General features: G+C 59.4%; 17 protein-coding genes, 1 tRNA gene and 1 pseudogene. 8 read left to right on the forward strand and 11 right to left on the reverse strand.

Annotation, left to right across the window (positions count from 1 at the left end):
• Positions 1 to 3: 3 nt before the first annotated feature.
• The 7 genes from G3A56_RS09510 to G3A56_RS09540 form a co-directional block, all read right to left on the reverse strand.
• Positions 4 to 825: a carbohydrate ABC transporter permease gene (locus tag G3A56_RS09510; RefSeq protein WP_082183641.1), complete on the reverse strand. Its 822-nt coding sequence runs from the start codon at positions 823 to 825 to the stop codon at positions 4 to 6.
• Positions 825 to 1,751 (reverse strand): carbohydrate ABC transporter permease, encoded by a 927-nt coding sequence (locus G3A56_RS09515; RefSeq protein WP_003493623.1) that lies wholly within the window; start codon positions 1,749 to 1,751, stop codon positions 825 to 827. The genes G3A56_RS09510 and G3A56_RS09515 overlap by 1 nt, the downstream gene beginning before the upstream one ends.
• A complete protein-coding gene (locus G3A56_RS09520; RefSeq protein ID WP_164056342.1) occupies positions 1,748 to 2,893 on the reverse strand; it encodes an ABC transporter ATP-binding protein in 1,146 nt (381 codons plus the stop codon). Before G3A56_RS09520 ends, G3A56_RS09515 begins: the two co-directional genes overlap by 4 nt.
• 220 nt (positions 2,894 to 3,113) lie before the next feature.
• Positions 3,114 to 3,926 (reverse strand): class I SAM-dependent methyltransferase, encoded by an 813-nt coding sequence (locus G3A56_RS09525; protein WP_082183640.1) that lies wholly within the window; start codon positions 3,924 to 3,926, stop codon positions 3,114 to 3,116.
• Positions 3,927 to 4,100: 174 nt separating this feature from the next.
• A tRNA-Arg gene (locus G3A56_RS09530) sits at positions 4,101 to 4,177 on the reverse strand.
• A gap of 217 nt (positions 4,178 to 4,394) precedes the next feature.
• On the reverse strand, positions 4,395 to 5,813 hold the full coding sequence (locus G3A56_RS09535; RefSeq protein WP_164056649.1) for a sensor histidine kinase: 1,419 nt from the start codon (positions 5,811 to 5,813) through the stop codon (positions 4,395 to 4,397).
• Positions 5,814 to 6,068: 255 nt separating this feature from the next.
• Positions 6,069 to 8,096 (reverse strand): methyl-accepting chemotaxis protein, encoded by a 2,028-nt coding sequence (locus tag G3A56_RS09540; RefSeq protein ID WP_082183624.1) that lies wholly within the window; start codon positions 8,094 to 8,096, stop codon positions 6,069 to 6,071.
• Positions 8,097 to 8,447: 351 nt separating this feature from the next.
• Here G3A56_RS09540 and rpmH point away from each other — a divergent pair, with 351 nt between their 5' ends.
• From rpmH to yihA, 4 genes are read left to right on the forward strand one after another with little or no spacing between them, the layout of a single operon-like run.
• Positions 8,448 to 8,585, forward strand: coding sequence for a 50S ribosomal protein L34 (gene rpmH, locus G3A56_RS09545; protein WP_003493611.1), 138 nt, complete (start codon positions 8,448 to 8,450; stop codon positions 8,583 to 8,585).
• A gap of 36 nt (positions 8,586 to 8,621) precedes the next feature.
• A complete protein-coding gene (rnpA, locus tag G3A56_RS09550; protein ID WP_003493608.1) occupies positions 8,622 to 9,005 on the forward strand; it encodes a ribonuclease P protein component in 384 nt (127 codons plus the stop codon).
• On the forward strand, positions 9,005 to 10,807 hold the full coding sequence (yidC, locus tag G3A56_RS09555) for a membrane protein insertase YidC (protein WP_082183622.1): 1,803 nt from the start codon (positions 9,005 to 9,007) through the stop codon (positions 10,805 to 10,807). Before rnpA ends, yidC begins: the two co-directional genes overlap by 1 nt.
• Positions 10,804 to 11,457 (forward strand): ribosome biogenesis GTP-binding protein YihA/YsxC, encoded by a 654-nt coding sequence (gene yihA, locus G3A56_RS09560; RefSeq protein WP_003493602.1) that lies wholly within the window; start codon positions 10,804 to 10,806, stop codon positions 11,455 to 11,457. The genes yidC and yihA overlap by 4 nt, the downstream gene beginning before the upstream one ends.
• A 14-nt stretch (positions 11,458 to 11,471) precedes the next feature.
• Here yihA and G3A56_RS09565 read toward each other — a convergent pair whose 3' ends face one another.
• On the reverse strand, positions 11,472 to 11,849 hold the full coding sequence (locus tag G3A56_RS09565) for a hypothetical protein (RefSeq protein WP_003493600.1): 378 nt from the start codon (positions 11,847 to 11,849) through the stop codon (positions 11,472 to 11,474).
• Between the two features lie 360 nt (positions 11,850 to 12,209).
• Between G3A56_RS09565 and argB the strand changes: the two genes are divergently transcribed.
• A complete protein-coding gene (gene argB / locus G3A56_RS09570; RefSeq protein ID WP_003493597.1) occupies positions 12,210 to 13,094 on the forward strand; it encodes an acetylglutamate kinase in 885 nt (294 codons plus the stop codon).
• Positions 13,095 to 13,143: 49 nt separating this feature from the next.
• Here the strand turns inward: argB and G3A56_RS09575 are convergent.
• Positions 13,144 to 14,167: pseudogene (locus G3A56_RS09575) on the reverse strand (DMT family transporter).
• On the opposite strand from G3A56_RS09575, the gene G3A56_RS09580 reads away from it, so the two are divergent.
• Positions 14,166 to 14,879: a pyrimidine 5'-nucleotidase gene (locus G3A56_RS09580; protein ID WP_082183621.1), complete on the forward strand. Its 714-nt coding sequence runs from the start codon at positions 14,166 to 14,168 to the stop codon at positions 14,877 to 14,879. The pseudogene G3A56_RS09575 and the gene G3A56_RS09580 overlap by 2 nt on opposite strands.
• Before the next feature lie 119 nt (positions 14,880 to 14,998).
• Entirely contained in the window at positions 14,999 to 15,607 is a 609-nt protein-coding gene (locus G3A56_RS09585; RefSeq protein WP_082183620.1) for an EF-hand domain-containing protein, read from the forward strand.
• Between the two features lie 41 nt (positions 15,608 to 15,648).
• Here the strand turns inward: G3A56_RS09585 and G3A56_RS09590 are convergent, their stop codons facing one another.
• Together G3A56_RS09590 and G3A56_RS09595 are read right to left on the reverse strand one after the other, a co-directional pair.
• Positions 15,649 to 15,906 carry a BQ00720 family protein gene (locus G3A56_RS09590; protein ID WP_003493591.1) on the reverse strand — a complete coding sequence of 86 codons (258 nt, stop codon included), beginning with the start codon at positions 15,904 to 15,906 and terminating at the stop codon, positions 15,649 to 15,651.
• Positions 15,907 to 15,962: 56 nt separating this feature from the next.
• On the reverse strand, positions 15,963 to 16,388 hold the full coding sequence (locus G3A56_RS09595; protein WP_003493589.1) for an Hsp20 family protein: 426 nt from the start codon (positions 16,386 to 16,388) through the stop codon (positions 15,963 to 15,965).
• Between the two features lie 206 nt (positions 16,389 to 16,594).
• Here G3A56_RS09595 and G3A56_RS09600 point away from each other — a divergent pair, with 206 nt between their 5' ends.
• A complete protein-coding gene (locus G3A56_RS09600) occupies positions 16,595 to 17,539 on the forward strand; it encodes a nucleoside hydrolase (protein WP_082183618.1) in 945 nt (314 codons plus the stop codon).
• Position 17,540 lies beyond the last annotated feature (1 nt).

The following is a 17,540-nucleotide window of genomic DNA, read 5'->3' on the forward strand; positions in this document are numbered from 1 at the left end:
GCGTCACTTGACGCCGGTCATGGTAATACCGGCGATGAAATGCCGCCGTGCGAGGAGGAAGCACAGCACCATCGGCGCGGTAATGAGTGTGGCGCCCGCCATCAGCGCGCCGTAGTTCGCGCCGGATTCGATATCCGCGAAGAACATCATACCGAGAGGCGGAGGGGCCAATCTGGTGTCCGAAATAACGATCATCGGCCAGTAGAGATCGTTCCAGTGCGCCACCAGCGAAAAGACTGAAAATGCAGCCAGCGAGGGAAGAGAGCCGCGCAGAACCAGTCCCCAGCAGATTTCCATCTCGGAGAAGCCATCCATGCGCGCCGCCTCGATGATTTCATCGGGATAGCTGCGGAAAGACTGGTTGAACATGAAGATGGCAAAGACCGACAGGAAGAACGGCATCATCATCGCGAAGTAGGTATTCAGCAACTGCGCCTTCGCCAGACCGACGAACAGCGGCAGCGCCAGCGCCTGGATGGGCACGGAGAGCGCGGCGACGATCAGCGCCAGCAACAGCTTGCGCCCTGGAAAACGAAGCTTCGCCAGCGCATAGGCCGCAGGAACCGACGTCAGGATCTGCACGAACAGGATGCCGAAACATACGATGACGCCGTTCAGCATGAAGCGCGCCATGGGCACCTGGCCCGCTGCGCGGGAGTAACTCTCAACAGCGTCGAACTTCTCGGGGATCGGCCAGAACGAGACGCTGAAAACCTCTGACGGTGAGCGGATGGAGGTCAATAGCATCCAGTAGAACGGCAGAAGCATGACGAAAGCACCGAGCGCGAGCACAAGATGCGGGAAGTATTTCCGGAACCCGAACATCAGTAGTGCACCTTCCGGTCCATATGCAGCGTCTGGCCGATCGACAGGATCAACACGATCGCGAGAAAAATAAGGGTCAGCGCTGCTGCGTAGCCCGTGTTGGAATATTCAAAACCTTCAAGATAAAGAACGTAGAGCAGGGTTTCCGAACCGAATCGGCCCTTGGTCAACACCGCGACCGTCTCGAACACCTTGAAGGCCGAGATGGAGGTGGTGACCACCACGAACATCGTCGTCGGTCCGAGCATCGGCCACGTCACCGTCAGGAACCGGTCAAGCGGGTTCTTGGCGCCGTCGAGCCGTGCGGCCTCATGCAGATCCTTCGAAATGGCGGTGAGGCCCGCAAGGAACAGCACCATGTTGAAACCCAGAACCTGCCAGATGCCTATCAGCGCCATGGTAGGAATAAGCAGAACAGGGTTGGAGAGGAAAGCGACGGGCTCAAAACCCAGCCATTTGATCGCCGCATTCACCGGGCCGAGCGAAGGATGCAGCAGGAACTGCCACACGGTTGCCATGGCGACGAGGGTTGCGGTGACGGGGAGGAAATAGGCCACTTCCCAGAAAGCCCGGCTGCGTTTGCGATTGTAGACGAGAAGGGCGACGCCGAGCGCCAGAAACACACCGAAGGGAATGACGATGATGGCGTAGATGGCGGTATTCATCAGCGCGCGCAGGAAAACCGGGTCCCCAAACGCCTTGATGAAATTTCCGACGCCGACGAATTGCGTGGAGAGCGCGCCAAGCTGATAATCGGTGACGGAAAAACCGGCGAGAACAAGCATTGGAATGATATAGATCGCCAGCAGCAGCAGGCTTGCGGGGGCTGCGAACATCAGGCCGCGCCGGATCATGCGCCGGTCCGCCTTCGACAGGCGTCGCCGGGCCTTTGCAGGCGCGGGCGTGGAGAAATCGACCGCCGTCATGCCGGCACCCGTTCACGCACTGTCGTTTTGCGACGCAGGCCGTCGGCGGCGAAGAGATGGACACGTTCCGGCGCAAAACCGAGGTTCATCACGCCATCCGCGTCGGCACCCAGCGCCTCTCCCGCGCCCTGGCGCAAGGTGACGGCCACTGTCTCATCGCTCAGAAGGCGGCAGTTAACGAAACGGTCAGCCCCGTGAGTTTCGGTGCGCACTACACGCACCGAGAAACCTTCGGCACCCGGACGCAAATCTTCGGCGCGAAGACCAAGCGTCGCCGGACCGGCATCGCGGCCCGACGCATCCACGCCAAGATCGCGTCCGAAAGCCGTTACCTTGCCCTGCGCATCGATTTCGACCGGCAGCAGATTGATCGACGGCGTGCCGATAAAGCGCGCGACCGTCAGTGTCGCCGGCTTGCGGTAAAGCTCATCCGGCGTGCCGAGCTGTTCGATGCGGCCTTCCGACATCAGCGCAATGCGGTCGGACATGGTCATGGCCTCGATCTGGTCATGCGTGACGTAGATGAAGGTCGCCCCCAGCCGGCGGTGCAGCCCCGCGAGTTCCTCACGCATATGGGCGCGAAGCTTGGCATCAAGGTTGGAGAGCGGCTCGTCCATCAGGAAGGCCGCCGGGGAGCGCACCAGCGCCCGGGCAAGCGCCACGCGCTGGCGCTGGCCACCGGAAAGCTGTGCCGGCTTGCGATCCAGCAAATGCGCGATCTGCAGGGTCTCGGCCGCCTGTTCAACCGCAGCGTCGATCTCGCGAAGCGTTTCAGCTGGCGCCATCATCCGCCCGATCAGCGGCAGACGCGCAGCAAAGGGCAGGCGTCGCATCCTGAGCGGCGTTGCGATGTTCTGGCGGACATTCATGTGCGGATAAAGCGCGTAGGACTGGAATACCATTGCCAGATTGCGGTCGCTCGGATCGAGCTCCGTCACATCCTGACCACCGATCGAAACCGAGCCGCGATCTGGCGTTTCCAGTCCTGCGATGATGCGCAGAAGTGTTGACTTGCCGCAGCCCGACATGCCGACGAGGGATAAAAACTCTCCGGGACGGATGGAGAGTTCGATCTCTTTCAGAACATCGTCAGCCCCGAAGCCTTTGCCGATACCCGAAAGTTCAAGAGATTGTGGCGTCATTCTGCGCTCCTTTTCTGGAGCGCATATGCTTATATTGTATGACAATATGACGAAGGTTTGCGGAAAGTTCGGTGACACCGGAAGGCCCGGCAATCTCGGCTTGTCGGCAAGCCCTGCGATACCGACCTTCATGAAAAACCACTAATATGAGGGGGTGGTCTCTCATGTCCGGATATGAGGCCTATTCACCGGCCTTGGCTGCGCCCGCGGCGCCGTTGTTTCAAGCGGTAGCCAGAATCACATGAGCCTGAATTTTGGCGGCAACCTCACCGCTGCCGTGCCTTGCTTCAATCGCGGATGCGGCGCAGTCTGTCGCCGCGTCGAGCTTTCCCGGCGCTCTCGTTTCGATTTCAGTTCGAAGAACAGTTCCGTGACAATAGGCGACGGCGGGAATGCGCGGTGACGATGTACGGCTTTGTGCTGCTATCGTCTCGATCACCACGCGGGAAAAACCGGCACTTTCCAGCTCGCTGCGAATCAAGGCCGTATCGTGATAGCCGTGCGGGGTGCGGGCCATGAAGCGTGGCGGATCATCTGGAAACAGGTGCGCAAGGGCATTCGTTACGTCATCTGCGAAGTGATTTTCTTCGATGCGATCCCACACGTTGAATAAATAGTGTCCGCCGGGTTTCAGCACCCTCCTTGCTTCGCGGTAGGCGGCAAGGCGGTCGGTAAAAAACATCGCACCAAACTGGCAGAAGACGAGGTCGAAAGCCGCATTCTCAAATGGCAGCACCTGGGCATCTGCCTGACGCCAATGAATGCGATTGTCGGGCGTCTGTCGCGCCGCGGCGAAATCAAGCATCGGCTGGTTGAGGTCGGTCACGACATAGTGCGCGGCGGGCGGCAGTTTAGGTGCCAGCTCACGGGTGACGACCCCGGTGCCTGCGGCGATCTCCAGAACATCGATCGGCATCAATGACGCCGCACGCCGTGCCAGATCATGGGCGAACGGCTCGAAAATCAACGGCACCATGTAGCGGTCGTAGTTTTCCGGAATGGAGCCGGCAAATACCTTGTCCGTTTCCCGCATGGTTTTCACCTGAGGTCATCCAATGACCCGGGGACTTTAACACATATTGGGGAAGTTCGGGAATCTGTTCCGCCTTGCCGGCTCTCTAGACAGCGACAAAGATGCCGGTCTCAAACGCACGATAAAATCATGGAGCGCACGGCGCGTATCATTGTATTTTTAAGGGAAGAGAAATGGCGCACCCGAAGAGATTCGAACTCCTGACCCCCAGATTCGTAGTCTGGTGCTCTATCCAGCTGAGCTACGGGTGCGTGCCGTTCCGGTCGTTTCCGGTGGCGTGGCGATCCTCTAAAACGTCCTCATTCCGATTGCAAGCGATTTCGTTTCGAAATTGTCATTTTTCCGCAGCAATTCACGCATCATATTGATTATAAAAGAAATTCCATGGAGCCTGTTTTAAAGGCGCTCCTGCTCGTCCATATTCACGCTGATGCGGCGATCGCATCAGCCTGCCCCGGAGTGCGATGTTCAGGCGGTTCTTGCCGCGTGTACGGAGGCTGCACGGTCGGCGATCTCTATGCGGAACTGCGTCCCCGGACCGGGCTTTTCAACAAGCGCGATCGTGCCGCCATGGGCAAGCACCAGTTCCCGCGCAATGACGAGGCCGAGGCCGGTGCCGCCGGAACGGGCCGAGCCCCTGAAAGCGGAGAACAGGTTCTCTTTTGCCTTGCGCGGCATTCCCGGTCCATTGTCATCTATGACGATGCTGACAACGCTGCCGGCCCTCTGGGCCGAGATCGAAAGATATCGGGGTGCCGCGTTGGCGACATCCGATTGCAGAGCCTGAACGGCATTGCGACAGAGATTGTGGATCACCCGGAACAGCTGCTCGGCATCCGCATCGACCGTTAGGTCGGTGGGCACGCTGTCCTGAAACTCTATACCGCTTTCCGGCTCGAGCGCCAGAATGTCACGCACATCCCTGACCAGAAGGCTTAAATGCACCGTCTTGCGTTTCGGCGCGCCTTCCGTCGCCTGCCCATAGGCCAGAACTTCGCCCGTATAGGCCACCGCGCGGTCGATGGTGCGCAGCAGTTTTGGCGCGAAACTTCTGACCATCGGGTCCTTTGCGTCCACCAGGCGGTCAGACATCAGCTGCGCGGATGACAGGATGTTGCGCATGTCATGGTTGATCTTCGAGACAGCAAGGCCGAGATCCACTAGGTTCTTCTGCTGCCTGAGCGTTTTCTGCAATTCGGTCTGCATGTCGGCCAGGTGCCGGCCCGCAACCGCCAGTTCATCGGTTCCGTCCTCGGCCACGAAAATCCGCTCCGGATTGCCGGGGTCTTCGGAGAAATGCTGCATACCGAGCGTCAGGCGACGGATGGGCCGGATCATGATGCGGTTGATGGAGATGAAAATGAGCCCGGCGGTGATCAGCGACAGGACGATGGAAATCAGGAAAACGTTTCGGGCATAGGCCAGCATCGCCGCCCGCAGCTTGTTTTCGCCGAGAACGAGTTCGATGATGGTGTCGCTGTCGCCGACGACATCGAAAACGCGAATGACGCGGTTGCCACCGAACAGCAATGTGGAAAAGGCATCCCGCACCGCCGCCAGTTGCGAGACATCGGAAAGATCATATTGTTCGTCGACCCCTGGCGGCGTTTCCGCCACGGCGAGCAGACGCGACGTGCCGTCCTTGCGCAGCGCGATAAGCTTTGCCCCCGTTGCCATCAGCGTATCGTTCTGCACGCTTCGCGGCAATTCGGCCTGCAGCCCGTCAATCACCGCACCGGCAGCGGCTGCCGTGTTCAGACGGTCCCGCAGCCAGGAAAGGCGCATGTTGGCGACCGAAGGCACGAAGATCAGCACCTCGGCGATCATCACGAAAATGACCGTCAGCAGCAGCAGGCGTCCTGAAAGACCTGCGGTCAATCCCGGCATGCAGTGCACCGGATTGTCCTCCGTGCGGTCCAAGCTGTCTACGCCTTTAGAAAACACCGGGCCCTGATCCTGTATGCGCGCCGCCGCTTCGGTTGAACGGCTCGGTTTATATGCACGTATAATAATAGGACCTAACTGATTTTTTTCCAATGCGCTGCGAAACAAACGTTTTCATTGCACGAAAAACAAACGCCGCCCGGGCGGGCGGCGTTCGAAACGGAGCTAGTCTGGCGAGAACCGGTGAACCGGGTCCACTCAGAACTCCTGCCAGTCTCCCTGTGCCGGTGCGGCGGCCGGCTGGGCATTGAGGGCGCGGCCAACGCTGTTCATCAATTTGCGCGCCGGGGAGGTCACCGGCGCTGTTCTGGCGGAGACCGCCATGGGCCGCATCGGCTGTTCCGTGCGCGGCCGGACGTGAACGTCTTCAACGCCCACCTTGAAGCGCGAGACCAGCGTCACAAGATGCTCCGCCTCGCCGCTCAGCTTGTGGGTTGCGGCCGATGTCTCCTCGACCATGGCGGCATTGCGCTGCGTCACCTGGTCCATCTGGTTGATTGCCGTGTTTACTTCGTGCAGCCCGGTGGACTGTTCCCGCGCAGCAGTAGCGATCGAATGGATGTGATCGTTGATTGCCAGAACACGCGTCTCGATCTCGCTCAACGCGCTGCCGGTTCTTTGCACCAGCGATACGCCGCGGCCGACTTCCTCACCGGATTTGGTGATCAGCGCCTTGATGTCCTTGGCAGCCGTTGCCGAGCGTTGCGCCAGCTCACGCACTTCCTGCGCGACGACGGCAAAGCCCTTGCCCGCTTCGCCTGCACGCGCCGCCTCGACGCCCGCATTCAGCGCCAGAAGGTTGGTCTGGAAGGCGATCTCGTCAATGACATTGATGATCTGGCTGATTTCGCGCGACGCATGCTCGATGCGATCCATGGCGGAGACGGCATCGCGCACGACATTGGCGGATTCCTCCGTCTTCTGCTTGGTCTCGGCCACCATAGTGCTGGCTTCCTGCGCGCGATCGGTCGAATTGCGAACGACGGCGGTGATCTCGTCCAGCGCAGCGGAGGTTTCCTCAAGCGCAGCCGCCTGCTGTTCCGTCCGCTTGGACAGGTCGTCAGCCGCCGAGCGCAGTTCGTTGGCGTTGCCGCTGATGCCTTCCGTGCTGCTGCGCACTTCCCGCATCGTTTCGCGCAGCTTAGCCAGCGTCTCGTTCACGTTCGCCTGGAGTTCGGCAAAGACACCGCGGAAATCGCCGTCCATCTTTTCAGTCAGATCGCCCCGCGCCAGACCTTCGATGACGCGGCTGGTCTCGGAGACGCCATTGTCCACCCCGGTGAGCAGGGCATTGATGGTCGCCGCGAAACGATTGAGGTTTTCGTCACCATAATCCTTGCTGATGCGGCGGCTGAAATCGCCCCCCGCTGCCGCGTCGACGACGACGGCCATGCCGGCCTGCAGGTCATCGCTCTTGGCGCGCATGGCGGCTTCCTGGGCATTCATGCGGCGAACTTCGCGGCCATTCTTCTTGAAGACCTCGACTGCCGCTGCCATTTCGCCGATTTCATCGTTCTGGCCGAGATAAGGCACATCTGCGTCCAGATTTCCGTCCGCAACCGCGTTCATCACTTCCGAAACCTTGCGGATGGGCGCGCTCAGCTGGCGCGTTCCGATGTAGAGACCAAACGCCGCACCGGCCAATATACCGCTGCCGGTGACGATGATGACCAGCCAGAAGGTGGTTGTTACAAAATCGTCTATGCCGGCCCTGACAGCCTCCAGCCCGGCGATGTCATTCTTCACGACGGCATCGATTTCGGCCTGATAGGCTTTACGGTTGGCCCGGTTCGCCTCGTTGTTGCCCTGCTGGTTGGCGGCCTGCGGGCCGGCTTCCCGGGCAAGCCTCGCGGTTTCCAGACGGAAGGCCTTGAACTCCTTAAAGCGGCTGGAAAGATTGTCGAAGGCCGCCTTCTGTTCCGCCGGAACGAGAGGTGTCCATGTCGCGATCAGCTTTTCCATGGCGTCGAGGTTCTTCACGATGCCGTCGGCGAAAGGTGCCGCCTTTTCGATATCGGGCGCAGCGTAGACCCCGCGCGCCTCCATGACGACCGCGGTGACAAGACGGTTGAGCGCCTCGCCCTTATAGGCGCGTTCCGCTGCCTTTTCGTATCCGATCGTGCGCACCTGGAATTCGCTGACCGCGTATATGGACAGCGCGCCAATGGTACAGGCCACAAGGCTCATCAGCCCGACAAGAAGATTAATACGACCGCGAATTCTCAACTTCGTTCCCCCAACAAAAGCCAGCCGCGTGATAAAAATGGGAAGCTGGCATAACTTTTCGCATCACAACATTTATCAATGCCGCGTTAAGAAAGAATTTCGGATTTTACCGATTGCGCGTAGGAATCGGCCTCTATTGGCGGCCAGCGAGGGACATGGCCGTGCGTTTTCCGCAAAAGGTGAAGCGCGAAAACCCCTTCGGCAATTGACTTTGTTCGGCCTATGCCCTTATAAGCCGCGCACGCTCGGCCATTGAAAGCTCGCCCAGGCGGGGTTAGCCGTGCAAAAAACGAAACGCTCTTGCAAATAGTTGCAAATTCAAGAAGGGCCGCACACCGCGGTATTAAATAAATGTCGAAGCGTACCTACCAACCGTCCAAGCTTGTTCGCAAGCGTCGTCATGGTTTCCGTGCCCGCATGGCTACCGCCGGCGGCCGCAAGGTTCTCGCAGCCCGCCGTGCGCGCGGCCGCGCACGTCTGTCGGCTTAATTGCCGCCTCTGTGGCCCGATGAAAGTCGCGGGCACGTGAGTGAGACAAAAAAACGACCCGGCCGGCTTAAAAACCGGTCGGAGTTCCTTGCCGTTCAGGCGGGGGAAAAACGGCGGGGGAGCACCTTTCTTCTGGAAGTGCTTGACCGAAAGACCCCGGAGGCCGAACCTCGGGTCGGTTTTACCGTAACGAAAAGACAAGGCAACGCGGTCGAGCGAAATCGCATGCGCCGCCGTCTCAGGGAAGCCGTCAGGCTTTCTGCCGGGGCCGCAATGAAGCCCGGCCATGACTATGTGATTGTCGCCCGCAGGGATGTGCTCGATACGGCCTTCCCGAAAATTCAGTCTCTCCTTATCGAGCGAATTGAAGGAACGGCGAAACCGAAACGGTCCCAGGAGACCCGCTCCAGGAAAGAATGATGGAAAAGAACCGCAATTACTTCATCGCGATAGCCCTATCGGTTGTCATCGTCCTAGCCTGGCAATTCCTGTACATGAATCCGCGCATCGAGCAGCAGCGTCGCGCCGAAGAGGCCCGCCAGGCGCAGCAGCAGCAGACGACGCAGCAACAGCCGGCACCGGGTGCAGCACCCGGCGTGGCCGTGGAAGGCGCACCGCCCGCATCCTCCCCGCAGGCCGCCGCTACGGCGACGCGGGAAGAAGCGATCGCCAAGACCCAGCGCGTTGCCATCGACACCAACGCCATTGCCGGCTCGATCAATCTGACCGGCGCCCGCTTCGACGACATCCGGCTCAAGGACTACCATGAGACCGTCGATGACTCGAGCCCGATCATCACACTGTTCTCGCCCTCTGACACCAAGGACGGTTACTTCACCGAACTCGGTTATGTCGCTGCACAGGAAGTCGGCGGCGTTCCCGGTCCGACGACCGTCTGGACGCTGGCAAGCGGTGACAAGCTGACGGAAACCACGCCGGTTACCCTCACCTATACCAATGCTAAGGGCGTGATTTTCTCCCGTACGGTTTCGATCGACGATCACTACATGATCTCGGTCGCCGACAAGGTCGAGAACCCCGGGCAGGCGGCGATCTCGTTTGCCACCTATGGCCGCGTGACGCGCAACAACAAGCCGGCGGTTCCCCCGGTCTTCGTCATCCATGAAGGTTTTCTCGGCGTCTCGGGCAGCGATGGCAGCCTGACGGAAGAGAAGTACAAGGATGTCGAGGAAGCACCGGTTACGGTTGCCAAGGCGACCGGCGGCTGGCTCGGCATCACTGACAAATATTGGGCAGCGGCCATCGTTCCGCCGCAGACGACGCCGTTCGAAACACGCTATTCGCATATACAGGGCAATCAGCCGAGCTATCAGGCCGATTTCAAGAGCGATCCGATGACGGTCGAACCCGGCCAGTCCATCGAGATGAAGAGCCTTGTCTTCGCCGGTGCGAAGGAAGTGCCGCTGGTTGACCGCTACGAGACCGAATATTCCATTCCGAAGTTCGACCTTCTCATCGACTGGGGCTGGTTCTACTTCATCACCAAGCCGATGTTCAAAATGATGGATTTCTTCTTCCGTTATTTTGGTAACTTCGGCGTGGCCATCCTGCTGACCACCATCGTCGTCAAGCTTCTCTTCTTCCCGCTCGCCAGCAAGCAATATGCTTCCATGGCGAACATGAAGCGCGTGCAGCCGAAGATGGAGGAGCTGAAGGCCAAGCATGGCGATGACCGCATGGCCATGCAGCAGGCGATGATGCAGCTCTACAAGGAAGAGAAGATCAACCCGGTTGCCGGCTGCTGGCCGATGCTGCTGCAGATTCCGGTCTTCTTCGCGCTCTACAAGGTCATCTACGTCACCATCGAAATGCGGCATGCACCGTTCTTCGGCTGGATTCACGACCTTTCCGCGCCCGATCCGACGTCGCTGTTCAACCTGTTCGGCCTCCTGCCCTATGACGTGCCGCACTTCCTGATGATCGGCGTCTGGCCGCTGGTCATGGGCATCACCATGTTCCTCCAGATGCGCATGAACCCGACGCCGCCCGATCCGACACAGGCGATGATCTTCACCTGGATGCCGCTGATCTTCACCTTCATGCTGGCTTCCTTCCCGGCCGGTCTGGTTATCTACTGGGCATGGAACAACACGCTGTCGATCTCGCAGCAGGCCCTCATCATGAAGCGTCACGGTGCCAAAATCGAACTGTTCGATAATCTCAAAGGGCTGTTCAAGCGAAAGCCGGTGCAATCGAAATGAGTGACACCGGCACGGCAACCGAAAAGCCCCTTTTCGGGCGACCCTGGATATTCATTCGCGGCGTTCCCGCAATGAAGTTCCTGCCGCCCGAAGGCCCGCCGGAGATTGCCTTCGCTGGACGTTCGAATGTTGGCAAGTCCTCGCTCATCAATGCGCTGGTGGGCCACAAGGGACTTGCCCGCACGTCCAACACGCCCGGACGCACGCAGGAACTGAACTACTTCGTTCCCGAAGGTTATTCCGGTGAGGCAGGCGACCTGCCCCCGATGGCGCTGGTCGACATGCCGGGTTACGGTTATGCGCAGGCGCCCAAGGATCACGTCGATGCCTGGACGAAGCTCGTCTTCGATTATCTGCGCGGCCGTGCGACACTGAAGCGCGTTTACGTGCTGATCGATTCCCGCCACGGCATAAAAAAGAACGACGAGGAGGTTCTAAGCCTGCTCGACAAGGCGGCCGTTTCCTATCAGGTCGTGCTGACGAAGACAGACAAGATCAAGGATGTCGGCGTTCCCCGGCTGATCAATGAAACGCTGGAGAAAATCCGCAAGCGCCCTGCCGCCTATCCGGAAGTTCTCGCCACATCCTCGGAAAAATCCTTCGGGCTCGATAGCCTGCGCGCGGAAATCGTACGAACGGTTTCTCTCTAAAAGGCCGCAGGCCTTCAGGCGATCGTGAAAAGCAGGACGGCGGTCCAGAGCATCGCCGTCAACGCCAGAAGACGCCAGAAGCGCACGGAATGCCAGACCTCAGACACCATGGCGGTGAACATGCTGCCATTGCGCAGCGGCTGGCCCTTGAAGGGCAGACCGGATCGGGCCGGATCCCGATCAAGCAGCGCGGCGACGGTCGCCCTTTCGCGATATTCGGTTTCCGCCAGATTGTCGCGCCAGCGCCTGACCATGGCAGCGAACTGACGGTCGCGCTTGATCCGCTTTGCAAGCTCCGCCATGCTTTCCGGCGGCAGGGCACCCAGCACATATTCGCCAGCGAGCACTTCGTCCCGCAAACCGCTTTGCTTGTCTCGATCCGGTGCCGTCATAGGTCTTCAAACTCCTCGGTCGTTCAGGCCAGAATCGCTTTCGCGACGCATCACGACTTTGCAGTCGCCCTGCTGAATAACCCCTCCCCTGCTCCCCACAAGGCTGGTCCGATTGCTGCTTTATGTCAATCTTATTACGCGCTCTGAAGCGGCCAAAAGCGGAATTTTACTACGGGCCGACACAATATGGCCCGGAGGTTATTTCATTCGTCGAAAGCTGACATTCACCTGTCCTTGCCAACGCTTGGACATGGCCAATCCGTGCATCCTGCACTGCAAAAATCGATTCCGATTTTTGCGCCGATGCTGTAGAGCGATGAAAGGCTCTTCAGGGCCGCAACCACAGACCGAGGTTTTTAGATGACTGCTTCCGAAAGCGAAACTCAGGCGCGGCTGCTCGCACAGGCTCTGCCCTTCATGCAGAAATACGAGAACAAGACCATCGTTGTAAAATACGGTGGCCACGCCATGGGGGATTCGACACTCGGAAAGGCTTTCGCGGAAGATATCGCCCTGTTGAAGCAGTCCGGCATCAATCCCATCGTCGTGCACGGCGGCGGCCCCCAGATCGGCGCGATGCTGACGAAGATGGGCATTGAATCGAAATTCGAAAGCGGCCTGCGCGTCACCGACGCCAAGACTGTCGAGATCGTCGAGATGGTTCTGGCCGGCTCCATCAACAAGGAGATCGTCGCGCTCATCAACCAGACGGGCGAATGGGCCATCGGCCTTTGCGGCAAGGACGGCAACATGGTCTTCGCCGAAAAGGCGAAAAAGACCGTGATTGATCCCGACAGCAATATCGAGCGTGTTCTCGATCTCGGCTTTGTCGGTGAAGTGGTCGAAGTCGACCGGACCCTGCTCGACCTGCTCGCCAAGTCAGAGATGATCCCGGTCATCGCTCCCGTCGCTCCCGGTCGCGACGGTGCCACCTACAATATCAATGCCGACACCTTTGCCGGCGCCATTGCCGGTGCGCTCAACGCCACCCGCCTCCTGTTCCTCACCGATGTGCCAGGCGTACTCGACAAGAACAAGGAACTCATCAAGGAGCTGACGGTCTCCCAGGCGCGCGCGCTTATCAAGGACGGCACGATTTCCGGCGGCATGATCCCGAAGGTCGAGACCTGCATCGAGGCCATCAAGGCCGGCGTTCAGGGCGTGGTCATCCTCAATGGCAAGACCGCCCATTCCGTCCTTCTGGAAATCTTCACGGAAGGCGCCGGCACCCTTATCGTGCCCTGATAGAGCTCATGTGGCGGATGGGCAAGCCTGTCCGTCACAGGCGGCTTTTTCAGCCGAATGCCAGAAGCGACAATACGCCGACGACGATCAGCAGGCAGCCGGCGATTTCAAGCCGGTTGATCTTCTCCTTGAAGAACAAACGGTCGAGGCGAAGGCGAAAAGCATTTCCACCTGCGCCAGCGCCTTGACCACGGCGGCCTGTTGCAAGGTCATCGCCGTGAACCAGCCGAATGATGCCGTGGCGCCGACGAAACCGACCGCAAGCGACGGTTTCCACGCTCTGGCAATTCGCTGCAATTCACCCCTCTGCCGCCAGACGATCCACAGGAACATCGACAGGGTCTGCGTCACGATAACGACGACGAGGGTAAAGCCGGCCTGCATCATGGCATCCGGGGCGGGCAGGCTGGGTGCCAGCGCCAGCGAGGCGGAGCGATAGGCCACCGATGAGAGGCCGAAGAACGCGCCCGAGGCGAGGCCGATGCCCGCCGTGCGGCTGAAGATCGAGGTCAGAATGGAAGCGGGCGTCACTTCCGTGCGCGCCACCGAAATCAGCATGACGCCGGCCACCGAAACTGCGATTGCCGCCAATGTTCCGCCATTGACGCTTTCACCGACGAAAATCAGCGCAAACAGTGCCGCCTGTGCCGGCTCAGTCCGGGAATAGGCCGTGCCGACTGCAAAATTGCGGAAGGAAAACAGGTGCACCAGCAGGAAGGTGGCGGCAATCTGCGCCATGGCCCCGACCATCGCCCAGATTGCAAAGGACATGTTCGGCACCGGCAGCGGCCGGCCAAGCACGCCATGGATAAAGCCGAGATAGGCAAGAGCGAAAGGCATGCCGAACACGAAGCGCACGAAGGTTGCGCCCGTGGTCCCCATCATGCCCTTGAGGTGCTTTTGCAGGGTCGAGCGCAGGTTCTGCAAGAACGCGCTTGCGAAGGTTATGCCTATCCAGAGTTCCATGCCTTGGCGGTATCATGCGCTGGAGGCCGAGGCCAAGCCCGATTTTCCCGTCTGTCGTCGTCTTTTCGATTTTCTTCGCCATTCGAAACGGGCATAAAGCAGCCCATGGACACAAAGCCGAAAAACCTGCCCGAGACAGCCGATTTCGCCCATGTGAGCGAATGGGTCTTCGATCTCGACAACACGCTCTATCCGCATCACGTCAATCTGTTTTCCCAGATCGACCGCAACATGACGGCCTATGTGGCGGAGCTTCTAAAGCTCGACCACGATGAGGCACGCGCCTTGCAGAAGCGCTATTACCATGAGCATGGCACCACGCTTCAGGGCCTTATGATCCACTACGGCATCAGTCCGGACGAGTTTCTGGAACGCGCGCACGCCATCGATTATTCGGCGCTGAAGCCGCATCCGGAACTCGGTGAGGCGATCAAGGCGCTGCCGGGCCGCAAATTCATCCTGACCAATGGCAGCGTCAAACATGCGCAGGCCGCCGCCGGTGCACTTGGCATTCTCGATCATTTCGAGGACATCTTCGATATCGTCGCCGCAGGCTACCTGCCGAAGCCGGCAAGTGCGACCTACGAGAAGTTCGCGGCGCTGGCAAAACTCGACACAAAAAAAGCCGCCATGTTCGAGGACCTGCCACGCAATCTTGCGGCACCCAAGGCTCTCGGCATGAAGACCGTGCTCCTCGTGCCGTCGAACCTCGAAGGCGTCATCATGGAACGCTGGGAAATTCCCGTCGAGACGGATGCGCATATCGATTACATCACCGACGATCTCACGGGCTTCCTGACGAGAACCATCGCCGGCTGAACCTCATTCCGGAATAAGGGCAGCAAATATTACCGAAGCTTCATCCACCTTACGGATGTTTAAGTGGTGAGGCACGGTGGAGGTCACTATCTTTTCTTCAGGGACACCAAAGAAAGGTAATGACGATGACCACACGAAAAATCGCCCTCTCTGCTCTTGGCGCGGCCCTTGTGCTCAGCACGGCCGCGACGGCCAGTTTTGCCGCACCCGGCAAAGGCGCCAAGGATCGCATGCCGATCCGCCAGGAGGCTGCTTTCGTCCACCTGCTGAAGGTTGCCGACACGAACAAGGACGGCAAGATTTCCAAGGAGGAATTTGCCGCCCGTCAGGACGCGCTTTTCACCGAGATCGACAAGGACAAGGACGGTTCGATCACGCCGAAGGAGATGCGCGAGTATCGCCAGGCGAAAATGGAGGCTTTCCGCGCCGCCAATCCACGTCCCGAGCGTGAGGATGCCAAGGCTGAAGACGGCAAGGCCCCCGAAGGCAAGCGCGCCGAAAGACACGCTGACCGTGAACATGGCGGCCGTCCCGGCCATCAGGGCTGGGGCAAGCATGGCGGCAAGGGTGCGGGCTTGGGGATGCTTCGCTGGGCCGATACCGACGAGAACGGTCAGGTCAGCAAGGCCGAATTCACCGCAGCCGGTGAAAAAATGTTCGAACGGCTGGACAAGAACAAGGACGGCGTCATCTCGATCGACGACATGCCAGACCGCCCATTCCTCTGACCCGCTAAAGAAAAAGCCCGCTCAAAAGCGGGCTTTTTTCTTCAATGCAGGCTGACGGTCTTGAGATCGTCTTCAGCAGCCTTGAAAAACGTACTGGAGCGGTTGTCCGTCAGGAGGATTGGCGTGCCATCCGCGCCAAACAGCGCCCAGAGATCCAGTTGCGGATCGAGATCAGGCGCTTCCGGGAAACATCGGCTGACGTCCTCCGCACGGATCTTGCGGATATATCCCACTTCTCCCTCGCCAATATGAGCGAGCTGGGACCGGGTGAGACGCGCATGCGCTTCTTTCAAAAGCATATTTCAGCCTCCTTCTTCACGCCGAGCGATTCATGTCCGATTCCGGCGTTCACGTTCTACTCTGAGACGGAAATATTAATTTTCTTCACCACGTTTGAAATTTCAGGCCGTACCAGATCGATGGAAAGAAGGCCGTTGCGCATGCGCGCTTCCCGGACCTGCATGCCATCTGCAAGCACGAAGACCCGCTGGAATTGCCGGGCAGCGATACCCCGGTAGAGAAAATCCCGCTTTTCCTGCTCCTGCTGGCGACCACGAATGACAAGCTGGTTGTCAGCCGTCGTCACATCCAGATCATCCTCCGAAAAACCCGCAACTGCAATGGTAATACGCAGGCGTTCCGGTACATCTTGCCCGCCGGGCAGGCGCTCAATATTGTAGGGAGGATAGCCGTCATTGGCCTTCGCCATACGCTCCAGCGTTTTTTCCATGGCATCAAAACCCAGCAAAAGCGGGTGGGTGAATGGCGTCATGCGGCTCATATTGTCTCTGTCCTTGCGACCAAGCGACGTTTCGCGGTCCCGCTTCCGGCAACCTCACCGGTTAATTCTACCGGCTCAAGCAATATGGGAAGCGAAACCGCAATGCGCAAGGCGGAAGCACCCGGCAAAGGGACGCAGAGGAATGAGGCTTGACAAGTGAGCGTCCGCCGCTCGAAAAAAGCGCTCATCTCAACGGCGGGCAAGACATGGCAGAACGCAGAAAAATCATCATCGACACCGATCCGGGCCAGGACGACGCGGCGGCAATCATGCTTGCTTTCGCAAGCCCGGAGGAGATCGACATCCTCGGACTGTGCGCCGTTGCCGGCAACGTTCCGCTGAAACTGACCAGCCGCAACATCCGCATCATCTGCGAATTGTGCGGACGCACCGATATTCCCGTCTATGAGGGTGCCGAGCGGCCGCTGGTGCGCAAGCCCATCACCGCCGAGCATGTTCACGGCAGCACCGGCCTCGACGGTCCGGTTCTCGATGAGCCGACGATGGAGGCGCAAAAGCAGCATGCGGTCGATTTCATCATCGAAACGCTGTTGCGGGAGCCTGCCGGCACCGTGACGCTCTGCACGCTCGGCGCGCTGACCAATGTGGCGCTGGCATTGCAGAAAGCCCCCGAAATCGCCGGCCGCGTCAAGGAACTGGTGATGATGGGCGGCGGCTTCTTCGAAGGCGGCAACATCACGCCAGCCGCTGAATTCAACATCTATGTCGATCCGCAGGCTGCCGATATCGTCTTCCGCTCAGGCATGCCCATCGTGGTGATGCCGCTCGACGTGACCCACCAGTTGCTGACGACCAAGGCACGTGTCAGCCGCATTCGCGATATCGGCACACGCCCGGCAATCGCCATGGCGGAGATGCTGGAATTTTTCGAACGCTTCGACATCGAGAAATACGGTTCGGACGGCGGACCGCTGCATGACCCATCCGTCATTGCCTATCTCGTCAAGCCCGAGCTGTTTCAGGGCCGCGACTGCAATGTCGAAATCGAGGTCAATTCCGAACTGACCATGGGCATGACCGTGGTGGACTGGTGGCACGTGACGGAACGGCCCGCCAATGCCCGCGTGATGCGCAATGTGGATGCGGACGGCTTCTTCGAATTGCTGACCGAGCGTTTTGCCCGGCTCTGAC

Source organism: Rhizobium oryzihabitans (assembly GCF_010669145.1).
Taxonomy (GTDB): domain Bacteria; phylum Pseudomonadota; class Alphaproteobacteria; order Rhizobiales; family Rhizobiaceae; genus Agrobacterium; species Agrobacterium oryzihabitans.